The organism is Dickeya oryzae (assembly GCF_009372235.1).
In the GTDB taxonomy this organism is placed as follows: Bacteria; Pseudomonadota; Gammaproteobacteria; order Enterobacterales; family Enterobacteriaceae; genus Dickeya; species Dickeya oryzae.
On the sequence record NZ_SULL01000006.1, the window covers coordinates 37439 to 50220 of the forward strand.

Sequence of the window (12782 nt, forward strand, 5' to 3'; positions counted from 1 at the left end):
TATTAAAATCCTTTACGTCATTATTAACTTAAATTAATGATTGATACTATTTTAAACACCCCACTGACGCCCTATTCATTAAATTTATTTTCACTATTTATCCTCTGCCACCACTACAATATAACTTTTATCTAATGGTAAAAATACAAAATCACGCTGTGATGAAAGAATTATTTTTTTATCTCTGGTGACAAAAATGGCATGCATATCTGAACGTTGTGAGAGATAAGCCAGTCCTTTTTCTACCCCCATGCCATAAAGCAGCGTGGTGTAAATGTCCCCATCAATGGACGCATCCGTGATGAGTGTGACGCTCAGTATTTCATTATCGAGTGGAAAACCTGTTTTGGGATCAAAGATATGGTGATAAATGCGTCCTTCAAATGTGAAATAGCGTTCATAGATACCGGATGTCACTATCGACTTGTTTACCACCTGTATCAGCCCAAGCAGTTCATGATTTTCGCCAAACGGCTTTTGTAACCCCACCGACCAGGCGGCCTGATGGGCGCTTTGCGGCCTGCCGATGGCCAGGACATTCCCGCCCAGATTGATCAGCGCATGATAGACGTGGTGCTGGTAGAGAAATTGCCTGATGACATCCGCAATATAGCCCTTCGCTATCGCCCCTAAATCGATTCCCATCCCTACTTTTTCCAGCCACACTGAACGCTCTTTGGCATCGAGAATGACGTGACGAGGGTCGGTCAGCGCCAGTAACGCACGCAACTCATCAGCGGGCGGAATGCGCTCACCCTGAAAGCCGATTTTCCAGCGCTTCACCACCGGACCGATAGTGACGTTAAAACAGCTGCCTTCCAACAAGCTGACGTCTCTGGCACGTGCAATCAGATTAAATAACCACGGGCTGACGACAACCGGGTGTTTCCCTGCCGCCTGATTGATAGCCATCACCTCCGAGTTATCCCGATTAACGGTTAACACGTCTTCCAGCTGTTTAATGCGGCCAAACACCGACAATGCCAGTGGCTCATTGGGTTCAAACAACTTGAGCAGGATGGGTGACCCCATCAGCACGGTGGAATAGTTATAAATTCGATCATCTGACGGCATCGTAGGACCTCTGAAAAAGAACACATCAAGTCTGCGTCAGCAGCGGGGGCTGACGCAGACTGGCATAATTACCTACACGAATCCCCGAACTTACAGGCGCACGTAAGTCGCGGCGTTACGGCCCGCCTGAATACCAAACACAATGATATCGGCGATGGCGTTACCGCCGATGCGGTTGCTACCGTGGATACCGCCCACCACTTCACCGGCAGCGAAAGCCCCCCGAATCACCCGTTTCTTGCGGTCCAGTACCGCGGTATCGGTATTGATGACCACGCCCCCCATGGTGTGATGTACACCGGGTGCGATGCGAATAGCGTAAAACGGCCCCTGATTGAGAGGATGACGCAACGCGGTTTGACGGCCGAAATCGTCGTCATGCTGTTTTTCAACAAACTGGTTATAGCGTTCCAGCGTCGTCTGCAGTGCATCAGCATCGATGGCCAGTTTATCCGCCAGTTCACGTGGAGAGGCCGCACTGACCACAAAACCACGGGATAAATACTCGTCAGCCGCCTTATTTTTCGCCCTCACCTGCTCATCAAACACGATATAAGCGTACTTCTCCGGTAAACCGATGATTGACGCCGACACCTTGTCACGGGTTTCCATTTCGTTAAAGAAACGCTGGCCCTGCTGATTCACCAGAATCGCACCGCCACCACGAATGGATTCAGAGATCAGATAAGAGGTGTTCTGCTCCACCGTGGGATGGATCTGGATTTCGCCCAGGTCCACCGTATCCGCCCCGACCTTCTCCAGAATGGCGATACCACAACCAGTCGCACCGCTATGGTTGGTGGTGACAAAACCATCCAGATCCGGGCGGTATTTCAGTACCATGTCGCGATTGGCGCTGAAACCGCCGGTGGCAACGACCACCCCTTTGGTGGCGATAGTCAGTTGCTCGTTGTCTTCACTCTGCACCCGCACCCCAGTCACCGCACCGGCGTCGTGAAGGATGTCGATAACCGCGGTTTCCAGCATGACATCGATGTTGCGCTTATTGATATTTTTGACCAGCCCACTGATCAGGAAACCGCCAACCGCCGAGCCATCTGCCGGTCGATGAGTGCGATCCACACTCATGCCGCCAGTAATAGTAATGTCGTTCAGTTCGATACCACGCTCTGCCAGCCAGTCGATCGCCATTGGCGCACCTTCGACGAATCGTTTCAGCAAATCGGGGTTATTTTTTTGTTTACCGCCTTTCAGGGTCTCCTCGTAGAAACGCTGCTTGTCGTCAACAATACCGCGCATTTTCTGGAAACGCGTGCCTGCTGCATTCATGCCGACAGACGCTTTGATGGTGTTGCCACCGATGCTGGACATCTTCTCGACAATCAGCACGCGGGCACCGTCATCACAGGCCTGAATCGCTGCGGCCAGGCCCGCGCCACCACTGCCGATCACCACCACGTCATAGCAATTCATCTCAGCCGGATCGCCGCCTTCCTCCACGATCGCCGCCTTGCAGGAGCGGGCCAGTGCCTTGGAGACGGCTTTTTTCACCGCTTCACTTTGCACCGTCGCGCCAGTCACCGCATCCACATGTGGGCTGTTCGCCTCCAGAATTCGCGAGCGAATCACCTCAAAGCTGCTGACAAAGTCAGTATGCAACTGCGCATGGGGCGCAAGTGTCACATCCGCGATGCGGTCCGTTTCCAGGCTGACGTTGATAACCAGTTCACCCGCATCATCCGCTACGGTTTCCTGAAAAACACCGGCTTTGAATTTTTTCGCCGCCAGGCTCATATCGCGGATCATCGCTTCCACCAGAGAGAAGCGCCACAACGGTTCCGGAATAGTGAGGGCTTCACGCTGGGTACTGTCGATAAACAAGTCGACCTTCTGCTGACTGATGAGCCGATCAGTCCAGTCCGGGTAAGCAATGCAGGCTTTCCCTACCGCCACCAGATCGTAACCATGCTCCAGCGCAGCATCGGCATCCGCCTGATTAACCACCCCGCCCACGCCGATAACCGGTACTTTAGCCAGCGTGTCAGAACGCATCGTGACATATTTGCCAATCAGCGGGGTAGGATCGGTGGTATCGACGATGGAAGAACGCAGGGTATACCCCATGGAGAAATGCAGATAATCCAGCCCGCGTGCCGCCAGTTTCTCCAACAGGTACAGGGTGTCGTCAAAGCGGATGCCCGGCTCTTCGATTTCTTCCGGTGAAAAGCGATAGCCAATGATGAAAGAAGCGTCCGCGTACTGGCGTGCCATTTTGTGGGTGATATCCAGCACTGCGAGAGGAAATCTGGCACGGTTGTCGCGGCTGCCGCCCCATTCGTCGGTGCGCTGGTTGGAGTTCGGGGAGTAAAACTGCTGAATCAGATAAGTATTGGCACCGTGGATTTCCACGCCGTCGAACCCTGCTTCAATCGCACGGCGTACCCCTTCGCCAAATTTGGCGATCATCGCCTCAACGTCCTCGCCCGTGAGTGCTTGCGGCACCGCTGCGCCTTCACGCGGTGCGGCCACCGCACTGGGCCCAACCGGTGAACGCCCGCCAATCAGTTTCGGCTCCACCATGCGACCACCGTGGTAGATTTGCAAAATGGCTTTTGAGCCTTTCTCCTTGATGGCAGAGGCGATTTTTGCAAGCCCGGCGATTTTATTGTCGTGGTCGATACCGATGGCACCCGGAAATGCCAGACCTTTATCATCGATAAAGCAGCACTCCACAATCACCGCCCCGATACTCCCGGCACGCACCTGATAATACTCCACCAGCTCCCTGGTGACGGTGCCGTCATAAAAGCCGGTACAGGTGGTCATCGGTGCCATCAGCAGACGATTTTTAAGCTCGACGCCGTTAGGCAAGGTAAACGGTCTGAATACCTGGTTATTAACGCTCATAAGAGACTCCATAAATTACCAATGTTTTATAGGCTTTGAATGGGTTATCGGTTTATTGTTTTTGGTTTTGCTTAATGGGCCGATGTCATAGCGTTAATATGATTGGCTTTTTAGTTTCTAAATAATCAATTTAGTTAATTAACTAATAAACCACTATTATGTCATCGTGTTGTTTAAAGCGTGGTAAAAGGGAAAATAAGTTGTTCACATTTATTTTAAATAAGGTAACGCTTCATTTACCTGAGCAAGAAAAACGATGGTTCGAGGCAGTAAGGGGCTGGACGAAGGCATCATGCGCCAGAAGACGGCTTTGGCGCTAAGCATAACGGTGGCAGGAGAACAGGGTTTGCGAAAGCGGTAACAACAAGGTCAACACCAGAAAAAAATATGACAAATTGCCTCTAATAAATAAAACACCGGTTCATAATCATGCCCCGTAAAATAAAAACCCACTTATGGGGATTAGCATGAAATCATGGCGATTCGTATTTCGGTGCTTTATTTTATCGGCCCCGTTTGCGGAATAAAACATCTTCCCAAACCTGACGCCTGAAGGAAACCATCAGGCGTCGGGAAGGCTTATGGCGTCGGTAACAAAAACGCCTTGAATTGCGGGGTCATCACCGCCTCGAATCCTTTATCGGTTTTGGTAATCAGGTAAACCGCCAGTCCCTGCTGTTCCGCCAGCTTCAACGCTTTTTCCGTACCCAGCACCATCAACCCGGTATCCCAGCCATCGGCTTCCAGCGCGGTTCTGGCAATCACGGTGGCGGAAACCAGCTGATGGGTAATCGGCCGTCCTGTGGCCGGGTCGATCACATGAGAGTAGCGTGTGCCATCCTGCTCGAAATAATTGCGATAACTGCCGGAGGTGCTGATACCGTAGCCCTGCAGGTCAACCGCGGCCTGAATGGCGTTTTCTTTATCGGTGGGTTTCTGAATCGCGACCCGCCAGGGTTGCCCCTGACCGTTGACACCTCGACTGGAAATCGCGCCGCCAACCGACACCAGATAATTGGTGATACCTTTGCGGGTCATCAGCTGTGCCAGCAACTCGGCACCGTATCCCTCGCCCAGCGTGGAGAGATCCACATACATGTCGGGCAGATCTTTTTGCAACCATTCGCCCTGATTATCACTGATCAGACGCAGGTGGTTTAGCCCCACTTTATGCCGTGCTTCATCAATCTGTTGCTGGCTGGGCACCCTGGTCGGCTGCTTCTGCGGCCCGAACCCCCACAAGTTAACCAGCGGCCCCACCGTGATATCCATCGCCCCACCGGTTGCCCGGCCGATACGTTGTGCGGTCAGAATAATATCCGCCATACCGTTACTGATGGGCTGCGGGTCTGTCCCGGCATAGCGGTTAAAACGGGATAGTACCGAATCACTGCGGTATGTAGAGATCTCGTTGTTCGCCTGCTCCAGCAACGTGTCTATCTCCTGTTGCAACTGCTGGCTGCTTTCCGGCAACGCCCCGCTTATCTTCACGCTGTAGAACGTGCCCATGGTTTTACCTTCAAAGGTGGTAAACGGGCGCGAATTTTCGGCGGATGATTGCGGTTTACAGGCGCTCAGCACGCCAAGAATACCGAAAAAGAGAACGGATTTTAGGGCGAAAGACGCCATGAACAGCACTCCTTGAATCACAATGACGCGCTATTGATAGAGCAAGATAGACGGATTGAAAAGTGCTCATGGGAAAAAACCTGTCTGAACGCAAGAGATCGGAGCAACATCATACTTTCAGACTGTCGAAATCATCCGGCCGCTTTACGGTCTGAGCCCCATGTACTCAACTAAAAAACGCGCCCCAGGGCGCGTTTCGATGACATCAGGCTAGCCGTGATTACGGCGCTTTCGGTGCTGCGGGTTCTTGCTGGTGTCTGGCAAAATTGTCGTTAAACTGTTTTTTCTGGTCTGGCGTCAGCACGTTGTACATTTTGTTCTGAATCTCCAGACGGGTCAGCACATGGGCTTTGTTGGCTTCAACCATGTTATTGACCACTGCTTCCGCTTTGGTTTTATCAAAGCTGTCGGATGCAATCAGGCTGTGCCATTGCGCTCGCTGATCCGCTGAAGGACGCTCACGGTCTTTTTTCGCATTCGCCATAATGTCGCGCATTTTCTGACGCTGCTCATCGGTCAGGTTCAGCCCTTTAAACATCATATTTTCCTCCATGCCGCGTTCGCCACGCGCGCCATCATGATGTTTCATCATGCGGCCACCCTGATCCGGCGGGGTGGGGTTATCCTGAGCGTGGGCGAACCCGGCGCTACTCAACGCCAATGCAGAGGCAATCATAATCACGGTTAATTTAGACATAAGACCTTCCTTCACGTTACGGTTTTAATGATCAACACACCACAGTGTGTCAACCTGTAATGCATCAACCTTTGTGATGCAGTATAGGTCGGTGAAATTCAATTAACCGGGTGTCAGGGTAAAGGTTTGCAAGGAAGATATTCACAATTGCGCCAACTGTGGAGAAAGCGGAAGTATTGCGTAAGCAACACGCCAGAATGAGAAAAAGGCGGAGTGGTTAATCACCCCGCCTTTTCGTGAACGCCTGATTACGCGATGTGTATCAGGCGGTTTGCGTCTGACGCAACTGCTTTTCGCGGCGAATTTTGCGCTCTTCCATCACCGCGACCATCGCCATCAGGCAGATGCAGCCGATAGCGGCGGCATCCAGCGCGGCAAACGTCCCCGCCCAGCCGGTCAGCCCGAAAATCGGGGTGCCGTCAGCTATCATGCCCAACCCCAGCTTGGCGAAACTGTCGCCAATCAGATAGGCGAAGGTGCCTTTAATACCATCCGCGGCTCCGATGGCTTTCTTCGGTACAAACCCCACTGCGGCCACCCCAATCAGTAACTGCGGGCCAAACACCAGAAAGCCCAGCGCAAACAACGACGACAGGTAAACATATTGGTTGCTGGCGTGCTGATAAACCCCCAGTGTCACGATGATCAACGCCAGTGCGATGCAGGCGACCAGCCCACGGCGACCGTTCGCCAAATCCGACAGCCAGCCCCACAACAGCGTCCCCACCAGCGCACCGGCCTCAAACAGGGTGAAGCCCTGAATGGCGACGGATTTCGGTAACTTCAGTTCCTGATAGGCATACACCGTGGACCACTGGTCGATACCGATACGCACCACATACAGGAAGATATTGGAGAAACACAGCAGCCAAATCACTTTATTTTTCAGCACGTACTCGACGAAGATCTGCCATTTGGTCATGGTACCGTCTTCGGCTTCTTTATCTTCTTCAGAGATAGCCTCGTCAAACAGCTCCTCCGCTTTTCCCAGACCGTAGGATTCCGGTGAGTCACTGCCAAACCGCAGACCAATAAAGCCGACAACCAGGGCGATGATGGACGGGAAAACAAACATACCGATGACATGGCCGTCGAACAGATAGTTAGCACCGAACAGAGCGACACCCGCCGCCCCCGCACCGCCGAGGTTATGGGAAATATTCCACAGTCCCAGCCAGGTGCCGCGCTTGCGACGTGGCGTCCACTTGGTAATCGTGGAATAGCTGCATGACCCGCCGGTACTCTGGAAGAACCCACTCAACGCATAAAACGCGATCATCAAAAACAGGCTGACGGAACCGGTTCCCATGCTGGCACTAAAACCGAGCATGCAAATCGCCGACAGGATCAGCATAAACGGCAGAAACTGCTTGGTGTTTTTACCGTCGGCGTAATAGGACACCAGCGTTTTACCCACGCCGTAGGTTATCGAAAAACCCAGACCAATCATGCCAAGCTGCGTCATGCTCAGCCCATAGGTACCGATCATGTCATTTTGGGCGATGTTAAAGTTTTTACGGATCAAATACATGGTCAGGTAGCCGATGAATACCACCAGATAGGACTGCATGAACGGCTTAAACCACATTTTTCGCCGCACATCGAGCGGCAGATCCAGCGTCGGGCGACGAACCTGGGTTAAAAAGTTAAGCATGATGTTTCCTCTTACGGGACGGGATAGCCTGCGGCCTTGCGACCCGCAGTGATCTTTTCGCCCACATTGTAAGAAGCCCTGACACCACGGGCTTGAGGGAACGTCCTGCTTAAACTAGGAAATTTTCCCGGTTTTTGCCGGTTCAGAGAGAAAGGGTGAAGCGAATCACGCTATAGCTATTTATGTTGCATCTGTTCATGTTGCATCTGTTCCGCTACGTCTGTTCACGCTACCTCTGTCGTGGTACGCGGCGACGACGCACGCAGGAAAGGCAGTAACAACAGTGCCGAGACGCCGCCCGCGACAGCGATAACCGCGAAAAAGCCGGTCCAGTGCCAGATGTCCATGATACGCGCCAGCGGCCAGCCCGACAGCGACGCCCCCAGATAGGCAAACAGCCCGACAAACCCGGTGGCCGCACCGGCGGCATCTTTGTGAGAACATTCAGCCGCGGCCATGCCTATCAGCATTTGCGGGCCAAAAACGAAGAACCCGGTGGTAAAGAAACAGGTAGCCTGCATCACATAGCTGGCGAATGGCATCAGCCACAACGAGCCGACAGACAACAACATGCCAGCGGCGAAAATCAGGTTCATCGGGCCGCGGTTACCGTTAAACACTTTGTCCGACCCCCACCCGGCTACCAGTGCGCCGATAAACCCGCCCAGCTCAAACATGGTCACCGCCGAGTTCGCCGTCACCAGATCAACCCCCAGCGTTTCCGACATGTAAAGGTTGCCCCAGTCGTTGATGGCGGCTCGCACCACGTACACCAGCACGTAACAGCACGCCAGTAGCCAGATGTACGGGTTAGTGAACACATACTTATGCAGGATCTCCCGGTGCGACAAGCCAGCACCTTCCTGCTGCTGGGCGATTTCCAGCGCATCCTGCCGCCATTCCCCGACATGCGGCAGACCAAGCGTCTGCGGCTTGTCACGTAGCCGCCAGCATAAAAACAACCCGGCGACGATCGCGAGTGTACCGGCGATCATCATCCCGGCACGCCAACCGTAATGCAGTGTCGCCGCCCCCACCACCATCGGGATCACCGCGCCACCCACGTTATGCGCCGTGTTCCACAGCGCCCACCAGCCGCCACGCTCGGTGCGCGAATACCAACTGGTGAGCAGTCTGGCGCATACCGGTGCCCCCCAGCCCTGGAAAAAGGCATTCGCCATCCACAATGTCGCAAATGCCCACAGCGATGAGGAAAAGCCAAACAAAATATTGGTCACGCCGGTCGCCAGCAGCCCAATCCCCATAAAATAGCGGGCATTGGAACGGTCACTCACCACCCCCGACAGGAACTTCGATGCCCCGTAAGTCACATAAAATAACGTGGCCAACAGCCCGATATCCGTACGCGCCATTAACCCGCTGGCGAGGATCTCCGGCACCGCGGCGTTAAAACTTTTTCGGGTGAAGTAAAACAGCGCATAGCCCAGATACAGCGTAATCAGGATATGACGACGCCAGTAGCGATAGGCATCGTCAATCGCCTGACGGTCGCGCAGCGGCGGCGCGCTGGCGGGAATATTCAGGAATCGGATAAGGGAGAAACGGGGGTGAGGGACGGACATCAAGACTCCTTGCTGGCAGACAGTGGCACACTGACGGTGACACGCGTACCGTGAGTACAGGAAAGTTGCAGGGTGCCACCCAACGCGCTCACGCGCTCACGCATCCCAAGCAGACCAAACCCACCCGAGCCAGACCCAGGCGGCAGCCCGCAACCGTCGTCCTCGATGACCAGCATCAGGCGTTCATCCTGCTGCCAGGCCTGTAGCGTCACCGCACTGGCGTTAGCGTGTTTGACAATGTTATTTAACCCTTCCTGACAGACGCGAAACAGCGTGACCCGCAACCCTTCGCCGAGCGACGCTTCGTCGATATGCCAGTCGAGGTGGCTGATGATCCCCTGCTCTTCCAGCTCCATCTCGCGCATCAACGAACGTACCGCCTGTTCCAGCGTGAGGTCGTCCAACTGGCGCGGGCGCAAACGCCCCATCAATCGCCGCACCGAGTCATACACACTCAGCGATAATTGCTCAATGAGCGTGCTACTCTGACGGACATGGCGGTTTTCCGGGGCCAGCCGCTGAAGAATACCTGCCTGCGTGCGAATGGCCGTTATCGTCTGACCAATATCGTCATGCAGTTCCCGTGCGACATCGCGTCGCACGTATTCCTCCATCTCCAGCAGGCGTTCCGCCAGGCGGCGATTACGCGCCAGTTGGTTTTGCAGCGACACATTCAACTCGCGCAAGCGCTGGATACCCGCACCAAGCAGCAGCCCGGTCAGGCTCTGCGCCAGTAACGAGAGCAATAAATCCACCGGATGCTCATGCCAGGTCTGGCTGGCGATAAGCGCAATCGCATTCATTAACGTGGCAATCAGCGCCCCCTGCCAGCCATAATGCCAGGCCAGCGCGATGATCGGCAGCGCCAGACAAAACGGGGTAAAGCGCGACAAATCCGCCGGCAGCCCCAGTTGCAGCCCCAGACTGACCACAAACAGCAGCAAATACCACAGCAGATGACGCCCACGCCAGTTCACCGGCTGCGACACCAGCGATGGCCCCAGCGGTAGCCAGGTCGAACTGGACAGGTAATGCCAGATAAGCAAACAGGTCGGCGAGAGCGTCAACCCACCGGTCAGCGTCAGCAATAACACGGTCAGTGAGTCTTCACTGTGACCAAGCCACGGCAGGGATTGCAACAACGCGGCTGCAATCAGCGCACCGCCTTGCAACAGCAACGTGTGCCAGTCATCCTGACGGGCACGTCGGGATGCCAGCATCACCGGCAGCAACGCCAGTATGCTCCCCGTGAGCAACAACGGGAGATGGGTCAACGCGACTTCGTTTGCAAGCCAGACCAGCAGCAGCCATTCGCTCGCCAGCAACACCGGCCAGAAACGGCGCGGCGATTGCAGCATCAACCCCAGCCGCAAACCGAAAGGAAACAGCAACACCGCCAGATCCGGGCGTGCAACCAGATGCAGGCTGATGCTCCACAGGCAAAACCACGCGGCACAAAAGATAAAACTGCTGGCGAAAGCGGCAATAAGCCAGGTGATAAGCGGGCGCATCACCAACCATCAAACATGCGTCGGGCCAGCTCCACGTCATTGCTGACGCCCAGCTTTTCCATCAGGTTGGCGCGATGAACGTGAACGGTTTTTGGCGACAACCCCAGCTCTGCGGCGATGGTTTTTACCGCCATCCCCTGCGCCAGTTTTTCCGCCACCTGGCGTTCGCGGCGCGTCAAGGGATCCCGCCTGCCGGACGCCAGTTTCAGGGCAATATCCGGCGTCAGATAACACCCACCGCCCGCCACGGTACGCACCGCTGCAATCAGCTCATCCGGGCTGCAACGCTTCGAGAGGAAGCCACGCGCCCCCGCATTCAGCGCCTGCTCAATCAATGCCGGGCTATCGTGCACCGACAGCATAATCACCGCCATCCCCTTCGGCAGTTGACCAAGCAACTCAAGCCCGGAGCAATCGGGCATAGAAATATCGCAGATGCACACCTGAGCGCCCCGTCCCGGTAATCCCGCCAGCGCCTCACGCCCGGAGCCGAACTCCCCGACTATCTGCATATCGGGCTCCAGCCCCAGCAACTGGGCAAAACCAGAACGGACAATAAGATGATCATCAATCAGGGCAAGGGTAATCATGGTTAAACCTGGGGCGACCGGGAGGCGCTTACCTTAGCGTTAAGACCTAGTGTGTTCAAGGGGTGAGCAATCAGGTATTGAGCTACCTAACATGACGTTACCAGGGAATGAGTAAAAACGGGCTGTCGCCAGCCCGTGGGTCTCGCTTATCCGCCGAACGTCAGGCTGCTGCTTTGTACCCCTGCGTATTTCTGGACAAAAGTTTTGGCCTCAGAGACCGTCTTCAACGTGTAACTGTAATTGGAAGACGGTGTCCACTTGCTGGCCGACGAGGTTTGGTTGGTAATGGACGGTGTACTGCCGGTATCGGTAAACGTCCCATTCCCTTTGTCGTCGAGCATCCCTTTGTTACCACTGGTCGTAGTGCCAAAATAATTATATTCGGACACGATTTTGGCATTCTGCGCCAGTGTGAACCCCAGTTGGTATTTGTCGATGAAGTTGTTGTAAGCGTGGTAATAGCCGTAACGCATCAACCCCGGCGCGCGCACGTAGATATTGCTGAAATAGCAGTGACAAATAGTCAGGTGTGGGTAACCGTCATAGGTGGAACCATTGCTACTGCCGTCCTGCGGATAACCGAAGATCAATCCGTATTCATGGTTTTTAAACAGGCAATTGCTAATCGTGATGTAATCAGCTTTTTCTCCGATATAAATCAGTTTATCCAACCCGCCATCAGTCAGCGTATAATCATGACCGGGGAAAGAGAGGTGATCCAGCCAGTATTTATTGCCATGCGTGAGGTAAATCTGAATATCATCATTACCGTTAATGGTGCTGGTATGTTTAAACGTCAAATTTTGAAAAATAATATTCTTCGAGCTCGACGTGCTGCGAAAATGAATATTAGTCAGCGTATTACTGCTATAAGAACCAATAATCGATTTATTCGCACCCAGCGATACCTTGGTTAATGAACTGGCGCTGATATTGGCATTAATCACCAGAATTTTTGCATCCGTTCCCGCTACATGGGTTTTCAGGTCGTTCAGGCTGGTAATCGAAACCACCGTGCCGCCGGTACCGCCAGTGGTACTGCCTGATTTTGCAAAACCGACCATACCGGATGTACCTGTCGTTGGATAGGCCATAATAATGCTCCTGTTGAAATATCCCGCATACTTCAGGTTACAGGTGCGTTGGCTGCGTTTGCTTACCCCAGAGGCTTACCAG

9 protein-coding genes are annotated in these 12782 nt (G+C 53.9%); all 9 read right to left on the reverse strand.

What is annotated here, in order from left to right:
- Positions 1 to 93: 93 nt before the first annotated feature.
- Entirely contained in the window at positions 94 to 1074 is a 981-nt protein-coding gene (locus tag FAZ14_RS12100; protein ID WP_153508601.1) for an FAD:protein FMN transferase, read from the reverse strand.
- Between the two features lie 90 nt (positions 1075 to 1164).
- On the reverse strand, positions 1165 to 3942 hold the full coding sequence (locus FAZ14_RS12105) for a flavocytochrome c (RefSeq protein ID WP_153508602.1): 2778 nt from the start codon (positions 3940 to 3942) through the stop codon (positions 1165 to 1167).
- A gap of 579 nt (positions 3943 to 4521) precedes the next feature.
- Positions 4522 to 5571: an FAD:protein FMN transferase ApbE gene (gene apbE, locus FAZ14_RS12110; RefSeq protein ID WP_153508603.1), complete on the reverse strand. Its 1050-nt coding sequence runs from the start codon at positions 5569 to 5571 to the stop codon at positions 4522 to 4524.
- 220 nt (positions 5572 to 5791) lie between these two features.
- Positions 5792 to 6268: an ATP-independent periplasmic protein-refolding chaperone Spy gene (gene spy, locus FAZ14_RS12115; protein WP_153508604.1), complete on the reverse strand. Its 477-nt coding sequence runs from the start codon at positions 6266 to 6268 to the stop codon at positions 5792 to 5794.
- A gap of 262 nt (positions 6269 to 6530) precedes the next feature.
- Positions 6531 to 7922, reverse strand: coding sequence for a hexose-6-phosphate:phosphate antiporter (uhpT, locus tag FAZ14_RS12120; RefSeq protein WP_016943757.1), 1392 nt, complete (start codon positions 7920 to 7922; stop codon positions 6531 to 6533).
- A gap of 224 nt (positions 7923 to 8146) precedes the next feature.
- Complete coding sequence (uhpC, locus tag FAZ14_RS12125) at positions 8147 to 9505, reverse strand: MFS transporter (RefSeq protein ID WP_153508605.1); 1359 nt, start codon at positions 9503 to 9505, stop codon at positions 8147 to 8149.
- Positions 9505 to 11016 (reverse strand): signal transduction histidine-protein kinase/phosphatase UhpB, encoded by a 1512-nt coding sequence (uhpB, locus tag FAZ14_RS12130; protein ID WP_038924974.1) that lies wholly within the window; start codon positions 11014 to 11016, stop codon positions 9505 to 9507. The genes uhpC and uhpB overlap by 1 nt, the downstream gene beginning before the upstream one ends.
- Positions 11016 to 11606: a response regulator transcription factor UhpA gene (gene uhpA / locus FAZ14_RS12135; RefSeq protein ID WP_016943754.1), complete on the reverse strand. Its 591-nt coding sequence runs from the start codon at positions 11604 to 11606 to the stop codon at positions 11016 to 11018. Before uhpA ends, uhpB begins: the two co-directional genes overlap by 1 nt.
- A 146-nt stretch (positions 11607 to 11752) precedes the next feature.
- Positions 11753 to 12700 (reverse strand): pectate lyase family protein, encoded by a 948-nt coding sequence (locus tag FAZ14_RS12140; protein WP_153508606.1) that lies wholly within the window; start codon positions 12698 to 12700, stop codon positions 11753 to 11755.
- Positions 12701 to 12782: the final 82 nt, after the last annotated feature.

Coding starts and splice junctions, on each gene's coding strand:
- uhpB (WP_038924974.1), bottom strand. CDS start 11,016: ATGCGCCCGCTTATCACCTGGCTTATTGCCGCTTTCGCCAGCAGTTTT.
- apbE (WP_153508603.1), bottom strand. CDS start 5,571: ATGGCGTCTTTCGCCCTAAAATCCGTTCTCTTTTTCGGTATTCTTGGC.
- uhpA (WP_016943754.1), bottom strand. CDS start 11,606: ATGATTACCCTTGCCCTGATTGATGATCATCTTATTGTCCGTTCTGGT.
- FAZ14_RS12140 (WP_153508606.1), bottom strand. CDS start 12,700: ATGGCCTATCCAACGACAGGTACATCCGGTATGGTCGGTTTTGCAAAA.
- FAZ14_RS12105 (WP_153508602.1), bottom strand. CDS start 3,942: ATGAGCGTTAATAACCAGGTATTCAGACCGTTTACCTTGCCTAACGGC.
- uhpC (WP_153508605.1), bottom strand. CDS start 9,505: ATGTCCGTCCCTCACCCCCGTTTCTCCCTTATCCGATTCCTGAATATT.
- uhpT (WP_016943757.1), bottom strand. CDS start 7,922: ATGCTTAACTTTTTAACCCAGGTTCGTCGCCCGACGCTGGATCTGCCG.
- FAZ14_RS12100 (WP_153508601.1), bottom strand. CDS start 1,074: ATGCCGTCAGATGATCGAATTTATAACTATTCCACCGTGCTGATGGGG.
- spy (WP_153508604.1), bottom strand. CDS start 6,268: ATGTCTAAATTAACCGTGATTATGATTGCCTCTGCATTGGCGTTGAGT.